Origin of the sequence: Flagellimonas iocasae, from assembly GCF_042682725.1 — a bacterium.
Classification (GTDB): domain Bacteria; phylum Bacteroidota; class Bacteroidia; order Flavobacteriales; family Flavobacteriaceae; genus Flagellimonas; species Flagellimonas iocasae.
Map to the genome: position 1 here is coordinate 127,341 of NZ_JBHUHU010000001.1, position 22,231 is coordinate 149,571.

At 41.9% G+C, this 22,231-nt stretch carries 17 protein-coding genes; 3 read left to right on the plus strand and 14 right to left on the minus strand.

Going from position 1 to position 22,231, the window contains the following annotated elements; translation table 11 throughout:
- Window positions 1-72: 72 nt before the first annotated feature.
- The 6 genes from ACFSJE_RS00555 to ACFSJE_RS00580 all read right to left on the minus strand — a co-directional run bounded on the left by ACFSJE_RS00555 (window position 73) and on the right by ACFSJE_RS00580 (window position 10,220).
- Window positions 73-2,478, minus strand: a complete 2,406-nt coding sequence (locus ACFSJE_RS00555; protein ID WP_379829005.1) for a 3-hydroxyacyl-CoA dehydrogenase/enoyl-CoA hydratase family protein — start codon at window positions 2,476-2,478, stop codon at window positions 73-75.
- A 15-nt stretch (window positions 2,479-2,493) separates the two neighbouring features.
- Window positions 2,494-2,940: a MarR family winged helix-turn-helix transcriptional regulator gene (locus ACFSJE_RS00560; RefSeq protein ID WP_379829007.1), complete on the minus strand. Its 447-nt coding sequence runs from the start codon at window positions 2,938-2,940 to the stop codon at window positions 2,494-2,496.
- 134 nt (window positions 2,941-3,074) lie between these two features.
- Complete coding sequence (locus ACFSJE_RS00565) at window positions 3,075-4,844, minus strand: AMP-dependent synthetase/ligase (protein ID WP_379829009.1); 1,770 nt, start codon at window positions 4,842-4,844, stop codon at window positions 3,075-3,077.
- Window positions 4,845-4,935: 91 nt separating this feature from the next.
- Window positions 4,936-5,391 (minus strand): GNAT family N-acetyltransferase, encoded by a 456-nt coding sequence (locus ACFSJE_RS00570; RefSeq protein ID WP_379829011.1) that lies wholly within the window; start codon window positions 5,389-5,391, stop codon window positions 4,936-4,938.
- Window positions 5,381-9,058, minus strand: a complete 3,678-nt coding sequence (gene purL, locus ACFSJE_RS00575; protein WP_379829012.1) for a phosphoribosylformylglycinamidine synthase — start codon at window positions 9,056-9,058, stop codon at window positions 5,381-5,383. Before purL ends, ACFSJE_RS00570 begins: the two co-directional genes overlap by 11 nt.
- An 88-nt stretch (window positions 9,059-9,146) precedes the next feature.
- Window positions 9,147-10,220 carry a TIR domain-containing protein gene (locus tag ACFSJE_RS00580; RefSeq protein ID WP_379829014.1) on the minus strand — a complete coding sequence of 358 codons (1,074 nt, stop codon included), beginning with the start codon at window positions 10,218-10,220 and terminating at the stop codon, window positions 9,147-9,149.
- 185 nt (window positions 10,221-10,405) lie between these two features.
- Here ACFSJE_RS00580 and ACFSJE_RS00585 point away from each other — a divergent pair, with 185 nt between their 5' ends.
- Window positions 10,406-11,998 carry a zinc-binding metallopeptidase family protein gene (locus ACFSJE_RS00585; RefSeq protein WP_379829016.1) on the plus strand — a complete coding sequence of 531 codons (1,593 nt, stop codon included), beginning with the start codon at window positions 10,406-10,408 and terminating at the stop codon, window positions 11,996-11,998.
- Window positions 11,999-12,073: 75 nt separating this feature from the next.
- Here the strand turns inward: ACFSJE_RS00585 and ACFSJE_RS00590 are convergent, their stop codons facing one another.
- The gene (locus ACFSJE_RS00590) at window positions 12,074-13,288 is read right to left on the minus strand and encodes an RsmB/NOP family class I SAM-dependent RNA methyltransferase (protein WP_379829017.1); all 1,215 of its coding nucleotides are present in this window, start codon (window positions 13,286-13,288) and stop codon (window positions 12,074-12,076) included.
- A gap of 59 nt (window positions 13,289-13,347) precedes the next feature.
- Between ACFSJE_RS00590 and ACFSJE_RS00595 the strand changes: the two genes are divergently transcribed.
- Together ACFSJE_RS00595 and ACFSJE_RS00600 are read left to right on the plus strand one after the other, a co-directional pair.
- Window positions 13,348-14,379 carry a WD40/YVTN/BNR-like repeat-containing protein gene (locus tag ACFSJE_RS00595; RefSeq protein WP_379829018.1) on the plus strand — a complete coding sequence of 344 codons (1,032 nt, stop codon included), beginning with the start codon at window positions 13,348-13,350 and terminating at the stop codon, window positions 14,377-14,379.
- Between the two features lie 150 nt (window positions 14,380-14,529).
- Window positions 14,530-15,492: a GNAT family N-acetyltransferase gene (locus tag ACFSJE_RS00600; RefSeq protein WP_379829020.1), complete on the plus strand. Its 963-nt coding sequence runs from the start codon at window positions 14,530-14,532 to the stop codon at window positions 15,490-15,492.
- Window positions 15,493-15,526: 34 nt separating this feature from the next.
- Here ACFSJE_RS00600 and ACFSJE_RS00605 read toward each other — a convergent pair whose 3' ends face one another.
- The 7 genes from ACFSJE_RS00605 to ACFSJE_RS00635 form a co-directional block, all read right to left on the minus strand.
- Window positions 15,527-16,753 (minus strand): GNAT family N-acetyltransferase, encoded by a 1,227-nt coding sequence (locus tag ACFSJE_RS00605; protein WP_379829022.1) that lies wholly within the window; start codon window positions 16,751-16,753, stop codon window positions 15,527-15,529.
- Window positions 16,743-17,840 (minus strand): GNAT family N-acetyltransferase, encoded by a 1,098-nt coding sequence (locus tag ACFSJE_RS00610; RefSeq protein WP_379829023.1) that lies wholly within the window; start codon window positions 17,838-17,840, stop codon window positions 16,743-16,745. Before ACFSJE_RS00610 ends, ACFSJE_RS00605 begins: the two co-directional genes overlap by 11 nt.
- 238 nt (window positions 17,841-18,078) lie before the next feature.
- On the minus strand, window positions 18,079-18,429 hold the full coding sequence (locus ACFSJE_RS00615; RefSeq protein ID WP_379829024.1) for a DUF6515 family protein: 351 nt from the start codon (window positions 18,427-18,429) through the stop codon (window positions 18,079-18,081).
- 109 nt (window positions 18,430-18,538) lie between these two features.
- A complete protein-coding gene (locus ACFSJE_RS00620; protein WP_379829025.1) occupies window positions 18,539-18,970 on the minus strand; it encodes a hypothetical protein in 432 nt (143 codons plus the stop codon).
- Complete coding sequence (locus ACFSJE_RS00625) at window positions 18,963-19,490, minus strand: hypothetical protein (RefSeq protein ID WP_379829027.1); 528 nt, start codon at window positions 19,488-19,490, stop codon at window positions 18,963-18,965. Before ACFSJE_RS00625 ends, ACFSJE_RS00620 begins: the two co-directional genes overlap by 8 nt.
- Before the next feature lie 33 nt (window positions 19,491-19,523).
- A complete protein-coding gene (locus ACFSJE_RS00630) occupies window positions 19,524-20,066 on the minus strand; it encodes an RNA polymerase sigma factor (RefSeq protein WP_379830028.1) in 543 nt (180 codons plus the stop codon).
- Window positions 20,067-20,403: 337 nt separating this feature from the next.
- Complete coding sequence (locus tag ACFSJE_RS00635) at window positions 20,404-22,230, minus strand: ABC transporter ATP-binding protein (RefSeq protein ID WP_379829029.1); 1,827 nt, start codon at window positions 22,228-22,230, stop codon at window positions 20,404-20,406.
- Between the last annotated feature and the right edge of the window lies 1 nt (window position 22,231).

Sequence of the window (22,231 nt, forward strand, 5' to 3'; positions counted from 1 at the left end):
TCTTTTTGATTTTTAGATTCAAGAACCAAGAGAAAAGACTTTGTCTTGGCTCTGCTTTCTTGATTCCCTTTTCTAGTTACGAAGCGGTTTCCCTGTTTTCAACATGTGTTGGATGCGCTCCAAAGTCTTTCGCTCTGTACATAATGAAAGGAATGCTTCCCGCTCTAGGTCCAACAAGTATTGTTCACTAACATAATTGGCTTCAGATAAATCTCCTCCGGCCATCACATAGGCTAGTTTGTCGGCAATTTTCCTGTCGTGCTCCGAGATGTAATGTCCCGCTTCCATGGAATCGGTTCCTACCAAGAACATTCCAAGTGCCTGTTTACCCAAAACTTTCACATCTTTTCGTGGTATGGGTTTCGTGTATCCTGCTTCCGCCATTAATTTGGCATAGGCCTTGGCTGTAGCGATTTGTCTGTCTTTGTTCACGACCACTACATCTTTTCCTTTTTGAAGGATGCCCAAATCGAAAGCTTCATACGCTGAAGTCGATACTTTGGCCATACCGATGGTCAGGAAGTACTCTTGCAACACGTTCAATTCCACATCATTTTTCTGGAAGGTATCTGAGGCGCGAAGCGTCATTTCCTTGGAACCACCTCCACCAGGAATCACACCGACGCCAAATTCAACCAATCCAATATAGGTTTCCGCGGCAGCAACTACTTTATCGGCATGCATGGAAAGTTCACATCCACCACCCAGGCACATGCCGTGCGGCGCGGAAACGGTTGGAATAGAAGAGTACCGCATACGCATCATGGTATCCTGAAAGTATTTGATGGCCATGTTCAATTCATCATATTCCTGTTCCACCGCCATCATGAAAATCATTCCAATATTGGCTCCAACAGAGAAGTTGGCGGCTTGGTTACCGACCACCAATCCTTGAAAATCCTTTTCCGCTAGGTCTACGGCTTTGTTCAATCCAGCCAAAACATCACCGCCGATGGTATTCATTTTGGATTGGAACTCGCAGTTCAAAATGCCATCACCCAAATCCTCGATGACTACACCACTATTTTTGAATACCTCGTTGGACTTTCTAATGTTGTCCAAAATGATAAAGGCGTCCTGACCAGGAACTTTTTCCATGGCCTTCTTGGGGATATTATAAAAATAGGTAGCTCCATCTTTTACCGAATAGAAGGAATCAATGCCAGCCGCTTTCATTTCCGCAATCCAAGGGGCTGCCTCCAAACCTTCGGCTTTGATAAATTCCAAACCTTTATCCAGTCCTACGGCATCCCAAATCTGGAATGGACCGTGTTCCCAGCCAAACCCGGCTTTCATCGCATCATCAATCTTGTAAAGCTCATCGGTGATTTCAGGAATGCGATGGGTAACATAAGCAAACAAAGCCCCGAAACTCTTTCGATAAAACTCACCTGCTTTATCCTTTCCATCCACCAAGACAGGAAATCTATTGATTACCTTATCTATGGTTTTGGTAAGCTCCAAGGTGGCGAATTTTGCACTCTTCTTAGAGCGATACTCCATCGAGTCCAAACCCAAGGTGAGGATTTCGCTCTTGCCATCATCGCCAGTAACTTTTTTGTAGAATCCTTGTCCGGTTTTGCTGCCTAGCCATTTGTTTTCCATCATGGTATTGATGAAATCGGGGAGTTGAAACAGCTCATGGCGTTCATCATCCTTACAATTTTCACTGATACCATTAGCAACATGCACCAAAGTATCCAACCCTACCACATCAACGGTACGGAAGGTAGCCGATTTTGGTCTACCAATAACGGGTCCGGTAAGCTTGTCAACTTCCTCTACCGTCATTCCCATTTCTTTTACCATATGGAACAGACTCTGAATGCTGAAAATCCCAATACGGTTACCGATAAAGGCAGGGGTATCTTTGGCCACTACCGAAGTTTTGCCCAAATACTGTTCTCCATAACTGTTCAAAAACTCCAAAACTTCCGGAGAGGTTTCAGGTCCAGGGATGATTTCAAAGAGTTTCAGGTAACGAGGAGGGTTAAAGAAGTGAGTTCCGCAGAAGTGCTCCTTGAAATCCTGACTTCTCCCTTCATTCATAAACTTAATGGGAATACCCGAAGTATTTGAAGTTATGAGTGTACCCGGAGTTCTATATTTTTCCAAGTTTTCGAAAACTTGCTTTTTGATGTCCAATCGCTCCACAACCACCTCAATGATCCAGTCCACTTTGGAAACTTTGGAAATGTCATCTTCCAAGTTGCCTGTAGTTATTCGGCTTGCAAATTTTTGATGGTAAATGGGGGAGGGTTTTGATTTTAATGCTGCGGCCAAGGCATCGTTCACCAATCGGTTGCGAACCACTTTATCCTCCAAGGAGAGCCCTTTGGACTTTTCCTTTTCGTTGAGTTCCCTTGGTACAATATCCAGCAATAAAACTTCGACGCCGATATTTGCAAAATGGCAGGCAATGCCACTTCCCATAATACCAGAACCGATTACGGCAACTTTGTTGATATGCCTTTTCATTGATGTATGTTTGTTTTAATTAGTCGTTTTTATGTATACTTTTTTATCTGAAATCAATTTGTTGATGATGTCCATAGTTTTAAAGAAACCCATTAGGTTTTCTTCAGAAATATTTTCTTTGACCACCTCATTAAAGCGGAGCACAACGTCTTTGGATTCCTTTCGTTTTTCCAGTCCCAGAGCGGTAAGGTGAATCAAAACTCCTCTACCATCTTTTGGATTTGGTTTTCGTTGGATAAAACCTCTTTCTTCAATATTTTTTAAGATCCTGGATAAACTTGTGGCCTCCATTCCCATTTTGGGCCCAAGTGCGGTGCTTGGAGTGCCTTCCTTGGGGTCAATGCTCAACAACGTAAAGCCAATAGCCATGGTAACCCCATAATTCTTTGCCTCTTCATTGTACATTTTACTGACGGCTTGCCAAGTGGCTCTCAATGCATAATCAATGGTCAAATCTTTCATAGAACAGTTTGGTGTTCTCAAATATATGAAAATTAATTATGCATGCATAATAAATTTATCAAAATATCCTTTGAAAATTATGATTGCCGAATTATGATTCTAGGGTAACCTTTTTTAGTTTGATGGCGCAAGATTCAATGCCCGTAAATATCATTGTAGAGATCTAAATATTTCTCCTTTACAATTTTGCGCTTGAGTTTCATGGTAGGGGTAAGGTGACCTTCCTCTACACTCCAGGCATCTGGGGTAAGTCTAAATTGCTTTACTTTTTCCCATTTGGCAAATTCCTCATTGGAGAGGTCGACTTCTTCCTGAAAACGGGCAATCACTTTTTCGTTTTTGACTAAATCGGCATTATCACCTAAGGTGATTTTGTGTCTTTTGGCCCATTCTCGAACAAAGTCGAAATTAGGTTGAATCAAGGCAGCAGGCATTTTTTCGCCTTCGCCCACCACCATAATTTGTTCAATAAAGCGGGATTGCTTGAATCGGTTTTCCAACAATTGTGGCGCGACATATTTTCCTCCGGAGGTTTTGAACATTTCTTTCTTTCGGTCGGTGATCTTTAGGAAACCGTCTGCATCAACCTCGCCAATATCCCCAGTGTGGAAATATTCTCCTGTCATTACCTCTGCTGTTTTTTCTGGGTCTTTGTAGTAGCCCATCATAACGTTGGGGCCTTTGCAAAGGATTTCTCCATCTTCTGCGATTTTCACCTCCACATCATCAATAATGCGACCTACGGTTCCAATTTTCCAACCTTTGTTACGCTGGTCGTTCACCGAAATCACGGGCGACGTCTCTGTAAGCCCATATCCTTCCATAACTGGCATTCCTGCCGCCGCAAAAACTCGGGCCAATCTGGGTTGAAGCGCAGCACTTCCAGACACCATACAAGAAAGATTCCCACCAAGTCCAGCTTGCCATTTGCTAAAGACCAGTTTTCGGGCAATACCTAATTGAAGGTTATACCAGAATCCATTTTTGCCATAGGGCTCAAATTTAAGTCCGAGTTCAACCGACCAAAAGAAGAGTTTCTTTTTGATTCCTTTTTGCAAGGTGCCTTTGGCAATGATGGCGTCGTACACTTTTTCCAGCAATCTAGGGACCACCGTCATTACATCGGGTTTTACTTCCTTGACATTATCACTGATTTTATCCAGTCCTTCCGCAAAATGAATTTCAATTCCACAATATTGATATAAGTAGAGAATCATTCGCTCAAAAATGTGGCAAATCGGTAAAAAACTCAATGCTGTGCCTCCGGCTTCAAAAGGAACCCGTACTTCGCTCGCAATAACGTTGGATACAATATTATTATGGGAGAGCATTACGCCTTTAGGTCTTCCCGTGGTTCCTGAGGTATAGATCAATGTGGCCAAATCCATCGGTTTTACGGCCTCCTTTAATTTTTCAACTTCGTCTTGGTTGGACTCATCGGCGCCCAGTTCCAAAACTTCTTTCCAGTTTTTGCAATTTTTAAGCTCATCAAAGGAATAGACTTCCTCCAAATTATTAAGATTGGAACTGATGGCAAGAACCTTTTCCAAAACCTCTTCACAGGAAACGAAACAGTATTTCGCTTCAGAATGATTTAGAATATACTCATAATCTTCTTCCGAAATGGTGGGGTAAATGGGCACATTCTGCGCTCCCAGTTGAAGGATGCCGATATCCACAATGTTCCATTCCGTGCGGTTGGTCATGGAAATAACCGCGATTTTATCATTGGGCTGAACCCCCATTCGAAGTAGGGCCCGGCTCACTGCATTGGCTTTGTCTAAATATTCCTTTGTTGAGGTTGCTACCCATTGGCCGTTGTATTTGGTGACCAATGCCTTTTCGAGGGGGAGTTTTTCCATTTGGTAGTATGGAAAATCGAATAATCGGGTAACTTTTTGCATAGTAAGTTTCTGTAAAGTAATTGCAAAATAGGGAAAGGAAACGGTATTTTAAAACGAGTTATTCAAAAACAGGCATAAATTTCTGCCAATTTTACACAAAATGCAATTTCATGCCTTCATGGGAATCTATGAACCCCAAAGATTTGTAAAAAGCCAATGCCTCAGGTCGTTTTTTGTCTGTGGTCAATTGTACCACATGGGCTCCTTTTTCTTCGGATTTGGCAATCGCCCATTGGAATAATTGTTTTCCAATCCCTTTTCCCCGATAGTCTTCATGTACGCGAACTGCCTCTATCTGTGCCCGAATTCCTCCTTGATAGGTGAGATATTGAATGAAACTCAATTGCAGGGTGCCAATAACTTCACCATTTTCATTTTCGATGACAACCAACTCTTGGTTGGGGTCATTGAAGATATTGTCAAAGGCATGGTAGTATGTGTCGGGAAGTGGGTCTCTATACTCTTCCCGAAGCTTCCCCAATTTGTCATTGGCCAGCATTTGTACTATGGCAGGAACATCTTCTTTTTTAGCTTGCCTAATTTTCATGGTTTACGTTTTCCACCCATTCCCTGGCATTTACAAAAGCTTGTAGCCAAGGTGATACGGCATCAGTTCTATCCTTTGGATAGTGTGCCCAGTTCCAAGGGAATGTGGACCGTTCAATATGGGGCATGGTCACCAAGTGGCGTCCAGTTTTATCACAGAGCATGGCCGTATTGTAATCACTCCCATTGGGATTGGCCGGATACCCTTCATACCCATATTTGGCCACAATATCATACTCATTTTCGGCATGGGGAAGACTGAATTTGCCCTCACCATGACTTATCCAAACGCCCAATGTGGTGCCAGCCATATTGGAGAGCATCACGGAGTTGTTTTCCTGAATCTTTACCGAAGTGAATCCACTTTCGTGCTTATGGGACTCGTTGTAGGTCATTTTGCCGTGCGTCTCGTGTTCTGGATTGATTAAATCCAATTCCATAAATAACTGACAGCCGTTACAAATTCCTACGGATAGCGTATCAGGACGGGCAAAAAAGTCTTTCAATGCCTTGTTTGCCTTTTCATTGTACTTGAAGGCACCTGCCCAACCTTTGGCACTTCCTAAAACATCAGAATTCGAGAATCCGCCCACAGCACCAATAAATTGGATATCCTCCAAGGTTTCTCGACCCGTGATAAGGTCGGTCATGTGTACATCTTTTACATCAAAGCCTGCCAAATACATGGCATTGGCCATTTCGCGCTCGGAATTACTTCCTTTTTCGCGAAGGATGGCCGCTTTGGGTCGTTGGCTGAGCGGAGTCGAAGCCAACGGGAGCTTTCCATCAAAATTTTCAGGAAAAACATATTGCAATTCCTGCTGCTTGTAGTTATCATATCGGTCTTTGGCCAGTCCGTTCGCAGTTTGCTTGCTGTCCAACAGATAGGAAGTTTTGAACCAGGTATCACGAAGTGATGCAATGTTCAACCCAATTTCAACCCCATTATTTTTGATGCTCAAAGTGCTTTCCGAAGTGACACTACCTATTTTGTGGAATGTAATTCCAGCATCGTTCAATATGTTTTCTACGGACGCATCCTTCGCTTGGAAAACAAGTCCGGCATTTTCTGAAAACAATAGTTTGATGCTGTCCGATTCTCCAATTCCGTTCAAATCCAGTTGGGCTCCAAGGTTATTGTCTGCAAAGCAGAGTTCCAAAAGGGTCGTGATCAATCCACCTGAAGCCACATCGTGACCTGCCAAGATTTGGTTGTTTTTAATCAATTTTTGGAGGGTGTTGAAAACAGTTTTCACATATTCTGCTTCCAAGACTGAAGGCGTCTCATCTCCGATGCCATACAATACTTGCGCAAAGGATGAACCGCCCAATTTGTGACTGTCCTTTGAAATATTGATATAGTAGATGTCGCCCCCCTCTTTTTGTAGCACAGGCTCCACTACTTTGGTAATGTCGTTGCAATGGGCTGCTGCAGAAACAATTACGGTTCCTGGGGACAACACCTCGGCATCCTTATATTTTTGTTTCATGGAAAGCGAATCCTTTCCGGTAGGCACGTTAATACCCAATTCAATCACAAAATCAGACAAAGATTCCACCGCCTTGTATAAACGGGCATCCTCACCTTCATTGCGACAGGGCCACATCCAGTTGGCAGATAATGAAACGGATTTCAATCCATCTTTTAAAGGAGCCCAAACCATGTTGGTTAATGACTCGGTAACACTATTACGACTTCCGGCCACCGGGTCAATCAAAGCGGAAACAGGCGAATGCCCAATGGTGGTTGCAATTCCTTCTTTACCTTTAAAATCAAGCGCCATAACTCCGCAGTTGTTCAAGGGTAATTGCAATGGTCCCGCACATTGTTGCTTGGCCACATGGCCGCCCACGCATCGGTCGACTTTGTTGGTCAACCAATCCTTACTTGCAACCGCTTCCAGTTGTAAAACGTTCTCCAAATACTCATGGAAATGTTCCAAAGTGTAGGAGAGGGGTGGATAAGTTTGTTGTGCTGATTTATCATCCATAATGGTCTTTGGAGAGCTTCCGAACATATCGGAAAGTTCCAAGTCCATGGGTTTTTCACCAGAATTATGAGATTCAAAAGTGAAACGATGGTCGCCCGTAACTTCTCCCACGTTGTACATGGGCGAGCGCTCACGAGCCGCCACACGGTCTAGCAAATCCAAATCTTTTTCACGAATCACCAAGCCCATTCGTTCTTGGGATTCGTTGCCTATCAATTCTTTTTTGGAAAGGGTAGGGTCGCCGATAGGCAATTTATCGGTATCGATATTTCCTCCAGTTTCTTCTACTAATTCTGATAGACAGTTGAGGTGTCCACCGGCTCCATGGTCATGGATGGAAACAATCGGGTTGTCATGACTTTCCACTAAGCCACGAATAGCATTGGAGGCTCTTTTTTGCATTTCGGGGTTGGAACGTTGTACGGCATTTAGCTCGATAGCAGAACTAAATTCGCCTGTATCGGCGCTAGAAACTGCTGCACCACCCATTCCGATGCGATAATTGTCTCCACCTAGAACGACTATTCTGTCTCCTTTTTTCGGAGTGTCCTTCAAGGCTTGGTTGGTTTTCCCGTAACCAATACCTCCGGCCATCATAATCACCTTATCGAAGCCCAATTTTCGGGCTTCTTCTTGGTGTTCAAAGGTGAGTACAGAACCTGCAATGAGTGGTTGTCCAAATTTGTTTCCAAAATCGGAGGCACCGTTGGAGGCCTTGATCAAAATATCCATTGGGGTTTGGTACAGCCATTCGCGTTCCGCCATCCCTTTTTCCCAAGGACGGCTTGCTTCCAATCGGGGGTAAGACGTCATGTAAACTGCGGTTCCTGCCAGGGGCAATGAACCTTTTCCACCGGCCAAACGATCGCGAATTTCCCCTCCTGAACCGGTTGCAGCACCGTTGAAAGGCTCCACGGTGGTTGGGAAGTTATGGGTTTCCGCTTTTAGCGATAAGACCGAATCAAATTCTTTTTCCTCGTAAAAATCAGGTTTGTCGGCACTTTTTGGTGCAAACTGAACTGCTTTTGGCCCTTTGAAGAAGGCCACATTGTCCTTATAGGCCGAAACGATATCGTTGGGATGGGCTTCCGATGTCTTTTTAATCAATTTGAATAGAGAAGAGGGCATCTCTTTCCCATCGATTACAAAAGTTCCGTTGAATATTTTATGTCGGCAATGCTCCGAATTCACCTGACTGAACCCGAACACTTCAGAATCCGTCAACTTACGCCCTAATTTTTGAGCAAGCCCTTCAAGGTATTCCACTTCCTCGTCACTCAAAGCCAAACCTTCCTTTTGGTTGTAATCGGCAATGTTGGCAATCTCCTGGATGGGTTCGGGAACAATGTTGATGGTATAAATATCCTGATTCAGTCCCTTATATTTTTGGGAAAGCATGGGGTCGTACTCCGTAAAGTCTTCGGCAATGGCGCGGAATTCCTCAATGCGGATGATTCCTGTGATGCCCATATTTTGGGTAATCTCAGTAGCGTTGGTACTCCATGGTGTGACCATGGCGGCCCGTGGCCCAACAAAAAAGGCGTCGAGTGACGCCGCTTCTATTTTGGGTTGGTTGCCGAACAACCAAGTTAACTTTTCAATATCTTCCTTTGCAATCTCTTGAGCGGTTTGGACGGCGAAAACCTTGGTAGCCTTGTCCCCAAAAAAATGGATCATACAATCTGAGCGTTGAACGGTTTAAGAAAGTGCAAATTTACGATTTTGAATCTTATTAAATAAAAGTGAAATACAATAGTTATTAAAATTATAGGCCTCTGAATTTTCTAAAGTCATCAACTACGGTAAGTACTTCTTTTGGTAAAACAGGTGTAAGTGTTATTTTAACGGAATTATCCACTTTTTCCGTCTTTTCATCGAGTTGATTGATAACTTGTTCTAAACGACTTTGTAAGTCTTTTAAAGGGTCAATAATCAAGGATCTTGATGCACCTTTAACCTTGGATTTCACTTTAAATAGTTCTTCTGGAGGTGAAAAACTAAGTAGTTCCTTTTCAAATCCAATCAAATTGTCACATACTTTAATTAGATTATCAACTGATTTTTTGATTTCATTAGGCTTACCTGGTTTTCCCGGTGGTCCGAATGATTCTTGAAGACTCTTTAAGCATTTTACAAAAAGTTGGATGTAACTCTGATAGTTGGTTAATAAATCCTTAAACCAGTCAAAAAAGTCATCACCTGATATACTTTTTTTGTTTTGTATAACTAATTCATTTTCAATATCTTCATAAGTCTTGTCAATAACACTAATTTTACTTTCTAGCAGTACAAAGGCTAATTTATATTCCCATCCCAGTGGCTTTTTCAATACAATTTCTTTAGCCTTATTTGGTTCAGATTCGAATCCTTCTAAACTTAGGTAAACAAAATTATCAAAAACCACTCTTACCTTATTGCAGAAAGGTCCAAGTGCAGCATTTAAATTTCCATCGCTTCTAGAGCTATTGTAAGTTCCCGGAGTTATCCCGAGCAAATCTGTTGGAAGGTGTAATTCTGCAGAAGATTCAGGAATGAGAAAAAATACATTTTCTTGACCTAATTGCCCCATGAATAATCCAAGCTCAAAAATCAAATTATCTCTTACCACACTATAATTTTTACTTCGAATTTTAGCCATATCGTCTGGGTGGAAAACGAATATTGCATAATTGAATCTTTTCAAAGCATCAATTAAACTTGTCAAGGTAGATTTTGACAAATCAAAAATACCTTGAGTCCACACAGTACTCTCACAGTCTTTTTCAAGATTCTCCTGAATGGAGTAGGCAATATTTAATCTTTCTACCGAGGAACCAATAAAAACTCTTGGTTTAATCATTTTGTAGCATTTTTTTGTTCAAAACTTTAGACGACAAAACAAATTGGGGGCTAATATTTTTAGCAATTTAACAATTGTTTTTTGCCAATTCGTTAAATCTTATATCTCTAGTTTCAAACTGGAGTAAGTTTTTCATTCCCTTTCCCTATCTTAGAAGGACTAACGCTAATTCAAAATCCAACCGTATGAAAACGTTTAACACCCTGTTGTGGGGAATGCTACTTTTTTGCTGTCTCACTTCCGCAACCGCCCAAAAAAAATACTCCAAAAAACAAGTTGAAAAACTAAAAACCGAGGTTGCCCAAATTGTGGAAGACCATAAAAAGCAATCCCAAGTGATGGTGGACAAGATTTTCAGCTTTGCTGAACTCGGTTTCCAAGAGGAGGAGAGCTCCAAATACCTAACCAGCATCTTGGAAAGCAATGGTTTTGCCATAGAGCATTCCATTTCTGGGATTCCTACCGCTTGGTTTGCCACATGGAATAACGGGGATGGTCCCGTAATTGCACTGGGCAGTGATGTGGATTGTATTCCCAAAGCATCGCAATATCCCGGTGTGGCGTACCACAAACCTATTGTTGAAGGTGCGCCCGGCCATGGTGAAGGACACAATTCTGGAATTCCGTTGAATATCACTTCTGCATTGGCAGTGAAAGAAATCATGGAACGTGAAAATATTGGCGGTACCTTGATTCTTTGGCCTGGAATTGCCGAGGAGTTGGTCGCAGCAAAAGCTTGGTACGTCCGTGATGGTCTTTTTGATGATATTGATATGTGTATTTTTACCCACGTTGGAAACAATTTTGGAGTTTCATGGGGTCCAACCCGAGGAACCGGATTGATTTCCGTGGAATACCTTTTTGAAGGGGAGGCAGCCCACTCCGCCGGTTCGCCATGGAGAGGAAGAAGTGCCTTGGATGCCGCAGAATTGATGAATATCGGATGGAACTATAAGAGGGAACACTTACATCCTTTAAAGCGTTCCCATTCCATTTTTACGGATTCTGGCGACCAGCCTAATGTTGTACCGTCCAAAGCTGCCATTTGGTTCTATTTTAGGGATGTAAAGTATGAGGGTATCATGGAAATGTATGCCCAAGCCAATGATATTGCAAAAGGAGCCGCTTTGATGACAAATACTACCATGACTTCTCGCGTTTTGGGAACGGCTTGGCCACGACACTATAACAAAGTGATTGCTGAGACCATGTATGAAAATATTGAAAAAGTGGGGTTGCCCTCTTGGTCCGAAGCAGACCAAACCTTGGCTAAAGCGGTACAGACCGAAGTAGGTTCCGAAAAAATAGAAGGCTTGCCCACCGAATTGGATGAAATTGGACTTCCTGTATTGGAACCTGTTAGTGGTGGCTCGGATGATATAGGAGATATTTCTTGGAAAATCCCAACTGTGACCATGCGCTTTCCCTCCAACATTCCAGGTTTGCAGGGGCATCATTGGAGCAACGCAATCGCCATGGCCACACCCATTGCCCACAAAGGGGTAACCGCAGGTGCAAAAGCTGAGGCCATGACTTTGTTGGATTTCCTTTTGAAACCAGAGCTGCTAAAAGGAGCTTGGGATTACTTCAACAACGAGCAAAGCAAGGAAACCAAGTACCAGCCCATGATTACGGCGGATGATATGCCTCCTGTCTATTTAAACAAGGATAAGCAAGATACCTTCCGTCCAGAATTGGAAAAGTATTACTACGATGAAACCAAGTACGATAGCTATTTGGAGCAATTGGGGGTTGAGTATCCTACGGTGAAGGAATAGGATTTAATGTCATATCGAGCGCAGTCGAGATGTTATCAAAGAGTTCTCGACTACGCTCGAACTGACAAATTGTGACTAATTATTTTTCTTAAGCAAAGCCATATAGAATCCATCAAAACCACTTTCAGAGGCATAGACGTTTTTTTCTTTGACAAACTCAAACTCCTGCCCAGCTTCGGAGGCCAAGAATTTTTTCACCTGCTCTGTATTTTCTTGAGGTAGGATGGAGCATGTGGCATAGACTAGCTGCCCACCTTTTTTGAGCATTTTGCTATAGTTTTGGAGAATATCCTGTTGTACACCCATGATTCGGTCTATGAATTCGGGTTCCAACTTCCATTTAGAGTCAGGGTTTCTGCGCAGCACCCCCAAACCAGAACAAGGGGCATCCAGTAGTAATCGGTCTGCACTACCATGTAATTTTTTAATGACTTTGGTGGAATCAATGGCTCTGGTCTCAAAATTATGGATACCGTTGCGGCGTGCCCGTATTTTGAGTTTTTTCAATTTACTTTCATAAATGTCCAACGCAATCAATTGACCTTTGTTTTCCATTTGGGAAGCCAAGTGAAGCGTTTTACCACCCGCACCGGCACAGGCATCAATGACACGCTGCCCTGGTTTCACCTCCAAAAATGGGGCGACCAATTGCGAAGAAGCATCCTGAACTTCAAACAGACCATCCTTAAAGGCTTCTGTGGTAAAGACATTTTTGCGCTCTTTTAATCGAAGAGCATCTGGATACCCTTCCAAGGTTTCTGTTTCAATCTCGTCCTTGGCCAAAAAAGCTTGCAATTGCTCTTTTTGGATTTTTAGGATATTGGTACGGAGGATAACATCCGCTTGTTGGTTGAGTGCAGCAATTTCCTTGGTCCAACGTTTGTCCCCCAGACTTTTCTCCCCCAATTCATCCATCCAATCGGGAATGGACTCGCGAAACTTCCTGATTTTTGACAACTCATCAAATCTGCCCTTGATTCTACGTTCCGGGGTATCCTCCAACTGTTTCCAATCAGGGATTCGGATGCCCCGTAATACGCACCATACTGTGAATAATCGGAACAAATGGGGACGGGTATAGGGCTCATGGGCTTCGGCAATCTCGGTGTAGAGTCGTTTCCAACGCACAATGTCATAGGTCGTTTCAGCAATAAAACCACGATCACGGGCACCCCAGCGTTTATCATAACGCAATACTTTTTCAATGACCTTATCGGCATATTCTCCTTCATTGAAAATCATGTTCAACGCATCAATTACGGCAAAAACAAGGTTACGGTGTAAACGCATGGCATAAAATAAGGTTGCAAAGGTATCATTTCTGTGTACTTTTACGGAAAATAAATGGCATGCGATTTCCCCTTTCTGTTTTGTTTATCTTGATTTTGGCTTCCTGCGCTCAAGAACCCAAATACCAACCGTTTAAAACCGTCTCTGTAACTCCGGTGTATGAAGATGCAGTTAGCATCAGGGCCATTACGTTTTTGGATGGTAGAACTTTGGCTTTTGCTGGAAGTGGGGGGAAGTACGGTACTGTGGACGTAACTACCCAAAAAGTTCGCTCCAATGTGCAGCAATACGATTCCATCACCCCCGCATTTAGGGCGGTAGGCAAGACCTCCAACGACTTTTTCATGCTTTCCATTGAGAGTCCGGCATTGCTTTATAAAACGGGTGACCAAGGAAAAATGGAGTTGGTCTATAAAGAAGAAGGTGCAGGCGTGTTTTATGATTGCATGGCATTTTGGAACGATACCGAAGGTATTGCAGTGGGTGATACGGTTAATGGATGCCTGTCCATCATCATCACCAGGGATGGGGGGGACACATGGACCAAGATTCCGTGCGCCGACCTTCCAGAAGGCATGGAAGGCGAAGGAGCTTTTGCGGCAAGCAATAGTAACATCGCCTTAGCGGGGAATCAAGCTTGGATTGGGACCACAGCCGGACGAGTGTATCATTCAGCGGATAAGGGAACAACTTGGACCGTTCAACAGACCTCCATAGTGCATGAAGAAGAAACCCAAGGTATCTATTCCATGGATTTTTACGATGAGACCACTGGTTTCGCCATAGGCGGGGACTACACCAAGCCCGAATCCAACAAAGCCAACAAGATGATCACGCATGATGGAGGAAAAAGTTGGAGTCTGGTCGCGGACGGGCAAGAGCCCAACTTCAAAAGCTGTGTGCAATTTGTGCCCAATTCGGATGGAAAGGGAATTGTGGCACTGGGCTTTACGGGAATTTCATATTCTGGGGACGGTGGCGAAAGCTGGAAATCCCTCAGCGACGAATCGTTTTTCACCCTTCGATTTTTAAATGATTCAGTGGCCTTCGCGGCTGGAAGTAACCGTATTGCAAAATTGGTTTTTCAATAGAAAACATCCTCAACTTAATACATCTGGTTGAAGCGTCATCTTACCGTATTTTCATGGAAAAAAGACAGACGTGCCGTATCTTTGTACCATGTTATTTGCAAGATAAAACGACGCTTTTTTCTTGCTGGTGATTGAAAAATTACGCAGTAAATGGCCCATGCTCCCAGCTTTATTTTCGATATTTTTTTGAGACGGGAGTTACATCCCTATTTTTCGAATCCCATTCGGAGTTTACTTGCGGACAAAACATTTGCCCCCCTTCCCTTGACGGCTATTTCAGATGAGACGCCTGGCTTTTTAATGATACCCAATATTCCCTCGTACCTTGATGCGACCATCAATCCGAATCTGGTCAATGTAAAACACAAGGAGGTAAGACAATACGAAGGCTTTTTGTGCAATTTGGGGGGTTGCCAAACGGCTATGGACTATATGTCAACCAAATTCAGTAAGAAGGCCATTAAAAATATCAAGGCCAAAAAGAGGCAACTCGAGACCCAACATAACATCACTTATAAAAATCATTATGGAGAAATAGCAAAGGACCATTATGACTTTCTATTCGATAAATTTTTTGATCTACTGAAAAAACGGTTTGATGAAAAAAGAATGCAGAACAGGTATCTGCTGGGATGGAAAAAATACCATGAGTTGGCCTATCCAATGATTTTGAAAAAAGAGGCGTCTTTGTTTGTTATTTATAACAACGATGAGCCCATTGCCATGGCTTTGGATTTTTATTGGGAAGATATCTGCTTCGGGTATATCCAAGTATTTGATTTTGAATACCAAAAATATTACATGGGAGACGTCTTTATGATGGAACGCTTGGAGTGGCTATTGGCACACAGTTTCAAAGTCTTTGATTTTTTGATGGGCGAGACCTATTACAAAGTAAAATGGTCTAATACGAGGTACTTGTACCACCATTATTTGTTTTACAAGCCCAATTCATTGAAGGCCAAGCTAAAAATGAACCTGTCAAAAACTACTTTGCAGTTGAAACAGTACTTGCGTGATATTGGCATCTTGGGAAAGGTGATTCGTATGGACCGATTTCGATATCGGGGAATGTCCAAAAAACTGGAAGGATTCGATTGGAAAAAAGCGTAGGAACTGCTTTTTGGATTTGAGGCTACCAGGCAGTTTAGTTTACACTGCCAATTTTGTCTGTGGTCGTACCCTGAAATAGGTATTGTCCATTAGAGATGTGGAACACACTTACATTCTTGGCATCTTCATTGTTCAGATACAAAAACTCAAAAAACAGTCTGATGACTTGTGGATGGTAGCCGTCTATTTTAACCAAGTTTGAACTGTCCTTTATTTCGGAATCCTTAAAAACAATTGTACTATCACCTGCTCCGGTTTTTGAGGAAGATTCCCTTTCCTTTTTCCGAAAAAGAAAGATGAGCTTGTTCCAGAACAGATTCAGATTTTTTTCTCGAAGATATTGTTTCAGTCGAAAAAAAGAAGCGATTCCATGAGCCCGTAGCTGGGAAATTGGAGATTTAGGGTCGTAGAGAATATGATATTCAAAATCATATTGTTGGGTGGCCCATCGTACTTTATAATCAAAATAGCCTTTGGAAAAATCCAAAATTTTGAATTTATTATTGATGCCCCATTCAATCAACATCATGATATTGATGGAACCCAAATGGAATTTTGAATAATCTGTATCAAAAACAGTGATGGCATCAAAAATGATGTCTTCATTAAAATAAGTCAACGTAATGGCAATAGGTTCACCTTTATCCGCAATCACAAAAAGTCCGGCCTTCCCATTCTTAATCATGGGGTAGGCAACCTGTTGGTAAAAATTCCACTCGCTTTCATCAAGATTGTTATTGTGTTCCCCTTTTTCCTGAAAGCGCTTTTCGAGCAACTCCCTGAACTTTCTGAAAATGGAATCATATTCTTCTTGAGGTAACTCCCCAGTATACATGGTGGATTCGATATCAAAGCATTGCTTGAGTCGACGGAAGTATTTATTGAGTTTATACCGACTACTTTTTTTGAATTGTTGAGCTAGATACTCGTTCAAAGTGGTGAATTGACCTAATTCAATCAAAAACCCGGGGTATTGCCGTATTTTAAGCAATCTTACTTGGGAAGTGGTAACAGGTGTGCTGGGACACTTAAAATATGTGGGAACATCGTAAATGAGGCAGGTTTTTCCTTTTAGTTCGATGTCATTTTCCAACGCATAATGAACACCTTTGGTGTGGGTCTTACCAGTATTTATGTAGACACCCGATAAACCTTTATAAAATTGAAGACCACTTACGCCTCTTATCTCTTCTCTTTCCTTCCCAAAGCATTGGGACCAAATACTTGAAAAAATTTCGGAAGAAAAGGGGTTATTTGTCATTCTCCCAACAATTGTTTTCAGATTCTCCTGTATTACTTTTGTTTAAATCACAACGGTATTGAGGAAAATAAGGAGTGTAATAGCAGGGCTGCCTTGGATGGAGCTCTTTTTGTTGACGTACAAGTTTTAGATACTTTTTTTTATTGACGATATATTGCCAGGAGAAGAACCTTCTATACTCTTTTGAAAAACCCGATTTAAAATAGAAGAGAGAATCGTAGTCATGGCCACCAAGACCGCCACCAAGATTTAGGTATGAGAATCCTTCATTGGAGGACTTGATCCTAATATGGTCGATAATCAGTTTTATAGGATTGAGCTCCAAATATTCTTCTTTGACCCCAGATAAATGATATTGCACAAAACCATTCTTTTTGGTGAAAACCGCGCCTCCCGCCAAATCTCCAGTCTGCTTATGTCTTGCCATCAAAAGCTCTGCGTTTATCTGCGGGCTGGCCAATAATTCATAGAAATACTCTCTTTTAAAAAAGTAATGGGGTTTTGCATTTACCCGTTTCATGTTTTGGCAATAGGCGTTAATGAAAATGTCCACACACTCATTTGATGAACCACTAATGATATCGTACTCTTTGACTTCCTTGTTGATGTACGTTCTCAGCCTTCTGTTGTATTGCTGCTTTTGGGCCTCCAAACTTTTCTTGAGGTCAATATTTACCACATGGCCGTGTGGAACAATATCACCAATCCCTTTTAAAATGGAATTCTGTGAGGGAATAAAAGGGTGTAATCGGGAGAATACGGATACAATATCATTATCCTTTAAAAAAGTATTGATTTCTTTTTTGAAAGTCTCGTTATCAAAATCTTGGGGAATGTTTTTGCCGATGGGCCCACAATATCCATAGACAGAGGTGGCATCTTTTAATGAGGTGCCCTCAATATCTCGGATGAGCAGAGGTAAGGCAATGACTTTGTCCCCTTCTTGATAGGATATGAGGACTGGTTTTTCATCCTCTGACCTTGAGATTAAATGATAATCATAGGAATGATAAAAATCAGCCTCATCAAATTGCTCTATAATTTTACCCCAGGCGTTCCTGTCTTCTATTATTTGTATGTGACCCATATTTTATAAATATCAAACCAAATTAGTTGATGTTCTAAACCGATGTTATGATAAATGTCACCTTTTAAAAAAAGAAGCTTTTCAAGCCAAAAGTACTAATTGTTATGACTTTTTTGTCAAAGTTGTAAATAAAGAGATTTTGATGGGCTTAAAAACAAAGACCATATTTTGAATCCTTAAAATGAAAAAGCGGCGATACCATCGCCGCTCTTGCAATCAAAAACTAACCAACTAAAAACTAAACAGTTACCACCATGTAATGTCTGCCGGTTCTTTTATACCAAATACCATTGTAATTGTATAACCTTCTTCCGTTAACATATACCACTCGGCTACCTCTTGGCAATGTTGCCAGTCTAATGCCTACAGGAGCGGCGCAGACCACATAATTCCGACCCTTTGCACTGTACCAGATACCATCGGAATAATAAAAATTTCTGTTTTTGTGGACCACAATGGTGGGTCTGTATATGGTGGTAACTACGGTACCCTGTCTAGGATAAGTCTTAACTACCGTGCGTTGAGCATTTGCGACCATGAATGTTCCCAAAACTGCCACAACAACCAAAATTGTTTTTAAAGTTTTCATACTATGGATTTTAATGGGTTTATAGCACTAAGACTGTGATTGCACAAAAAGGTTTAATAAAAAAAGAGCCATAAGGCTCTTTCTATATTTTTTGTTGATTTTTCAAAGGTTATCCACCTTCTTGACGTCTGCGATATTGTTGCAATAAGCGTTTTTTGAAATCATCTTCCGCTTTAAGCAATAACAACACCTTTTTTGGGGAGATTACTTTCCTGATTTTTGAAATAAAGGCCTGGTCTGCATCGTACTTTTCCGTTTGGAGTGCTAGAAGGTTGTCCAAAAGCGTGGCAGATTCACTGTCTGAAAGACCCTGCGCAGCTGAAAGTCTGGATTGTACTTCCTTTCTTCGGATGTTTTCCAAAGCATCCTCATGTTCGTTATAGATGGGCCAGAACTGTTGGGCTTCCTGACTTGTTAATCCAACCCGTTCTGTGATAAACGCAACTTTTAGGGTCTTTATACGATCTCTAACGGGTCCTTGAGCCTGTGCATAAGCCATTCCCATCAGAAAAACGAATAGTATAAGTACTCTTTTATTCATAATTGCTGTAATCTAAGTTTAAATCTTCAATATCGTCCACGGTTTCATCCAGATATTCCAAGATGTTCTCTGCTTCAATATCGTTTTCCAATACATCGTTCAGTTCCAAATTTTCAAGCGGCACCAACTCAGCAAGCTCATAGGTGCTCATATTGATTTCGGTGCTTTCAAAATAGGCGTCAATCTCGGTATTGGCCAAATCCTCAAAGCCTATTGGGCTGTCTGATTTCCAGTTCAGCCCGAAAATCAATAAGAATATAGCTGCAACTGCAGCCGCACTGTAATAGAATTTGCGGTAGGATTTAAGTTGAATGACTTTCCCGGCATCTTCCACTGTTTTGGAAAGGATTTTAGGGGTCACTTCATCAAAATACCCTTCAGGTATGGCGAAACCATCTGATTTTGGAATGATGGACTCCGGTTGACCTTCTTCTTTGTTGATTCTGTCCATGAGTCGGTCATGAAAGCTCTCAAAGTAGCCTTCTGGGGTATTGAAACTATTTTTTTTGTCCTTTTTCATTGTTACCTATAGACTTCTAATGGGGTCAAAGGTTTAATCTTCCTTAAGATACGCCTCAATTTTCTTTACCGCCAAATGATAGGAGGTTTTTAATGCTCCCACCGAGGTTTCCAATACTTCGGAAATCTCCTCATATTTCATTTCCTGAAAATACTTCATGGTAAAGACCAATTTTTGTTTGTCAGGAAGTGTGGCCAAGGCCTTTTGCAATTTCAGTTGGATTTCATCGCCCTCAAAATACACATCGGACTCCAACCGTTCAACCATTCGGGTTTTAAGTTCTTCGCTGCCAACTCCCATTTTGCGTGATTTTTGCTTTAAAAAAGTCAGGGATTCGTTGGTGGCAATGCGGTACATCCAAGAATATAATTTGCTTTCGCCTTTAAAGCTGTCGATATTTTTGTACACTTTTATAAAGGTGTTCTGAAGCACATCATCCGCATCATCATGGTCCAAAACAATCCTTCGGATATGCCAATACAAGCGCTCTTTGTAAGTGTTGACCAACACCTCAAAGGCCTTTGCTTGGCTTTCTTTTTGTTTAAGCTCGTGGACGAGGGCTTCTTCAGCAATCAATTGGTTATGCAATTTGGTGCTTTGACTGTTCTAAAGGTAAAAGGTTTAATACAATGGACAATTTTCAATGAACAATAAACAATTAACGATGTTCAATTGTCATTTTGAGCAGAGTGAAGAATCTATTTGTTTGACACGAATTTCACCAATTTGCTCGAATGCTCTCAGTCAGGGATAGAACACCCTCTGCTGGAGGATGGGATGCCGAAACAAGTTCGGCATGACACAAATTTTCTCGAATGTATCTGCCAAACTAAAAAATAAGGTTTTCTTAACAAAAGATACTACTTAGAATTTGAGCTTGAACTTGCGCTTGATTTTCGCTCTTTCCACAACTTTAGGAAGTGAACGACTGCATTTCCACCAGCTTTTTATAGCCTTTTTTTGATTTCATGAGTTCCTCGTGGGTGCCTTGTTCCACAATTTTTCCCTTACTCATTACCACAATGGAGTCCGCATTTTGAATGGTGGACAATCGATGCGCAATGACGATTGAAGTTCGATTTTTCATCATTTTCTCCAAAGCGTCCTGCACCAAACGTTCACTTTCGGTATCCAAGGCCGAGGTAGCCTCGTCCAAAATCATGATGGGTGGGTTTTTTAGCACAGCACGGGCAATGGAGAGGCGTTGTTTCTGTCCGCCACTCAATTTGTTTCCACTGTCGCCGATATTGGTGTCGTATCCGTGTGGGAGATCCATGATAAAGTCATGCGCATTGGCTACTTTGGCAGCCGCAACAATTTCTTCTGTGGTGGCATTTTCCTTGCCCATGGCGATGTTGTTCTTCACCGTATCATTGAACAAAATGGAGTCTTGAGTTACCAAGCCCATAAGACCGCGAAGCGATTTTTTAGTGATGTTTTTGATGTTGGTGCCATCCAGTAGCAATTCTCCTTCATTGACATCGTAAAAACGGGTCACCAAATTGGCCACAGTACTTTTTCCACTTCCAGACTGACCGACCAAGGCAACGGTTTGGCCTTTCTCAACCTTTAGGTTGAAATCCTTCAGCACATAATCATCCTCGTATTTGAAGGAAATATTTTTAAGTTCAATGCCCGAGTTAAAATCGGTTTTTTCGGTTGCACCTTCCACATCTTTGATAGGATTTTCCGATTCCAAAATCTCCAATACCCGTTCTGCGGCTGCATTTCCTTTTTTAACCCCGTAGGATGCCTTGCTGATAGCCTTAGCGGGGGTAAGAATATTATACGCCAATCCCATGTAAGCGATAAAGGAAGCGGCATCCAGAGTGCCTTCCACCAAAACCATGCGTCCACCAAACCACAGTAAAATCCCAATCACTAAAATTCCAAGGAATTCGCCTGTGGGAGAAGCCAAATTTTGTCGATTTAAGAGTGTGTTTGAGAATTTGAAAAATCGAGATGTGGAGCTTTCAAATGTCTTGAAGAACTTGGACTCGGCATTAAAGGCCTTGATGACCCGAAGTCCACCGAGCGTTTCCTCTACAATCGATAGAAATTCACCTTGTTCTTTTTGCACCCTGTCCGACTTTCGTTTGAGGGATTTGCCGATACGGGAAATGAGCATCCCTGCGATAGGAATAAAGACAAAAACGAATATGGTCAGCTTCACACTGATCAAGAACATGACAATTATGGTAAAGAGAATGGTAAGCGGTTCTCGAACAATCAGTTCCAAAATAGATAAAAACGAATGTTGAATTTCAAGCACATCCGAGGTAATCCGCGCAATGACATCACCTTTTCGTTTTTCCGAAAAATAAGAAATGGGCAAGTCCACAATTTTCTCATACATCTTATTTCGAATATCCTTCAAGACCCCATTCCGAAGGAATGTAATGAAGTACATCGCCAAATAATTGAAGATATTTTTGAGCAAGAAGAGCACCAAAACCAATCCTACTACCATCACCAAGCCATTCATGGGGTCCTCACCGGAATATTGGGTGACCCGGTAATTCATATAATCCATAAAATAATCCTTGGCTTTCCCAATACCTTCAAAGGTGGGAGGTGCCGTTAGTTGCTTGGTCTTATCGAACAGTACATTGAGCATGGGAATAAGCGCAGCAAAGGACAGGGCGCTAAAAAGCGCGTAGAGAATATTGAAGAAAATATTCAAATAACCGTATTTACGGTAAGGTCCCGCAAAACGGAGAATCTTTTTAAAGTAGTTCATT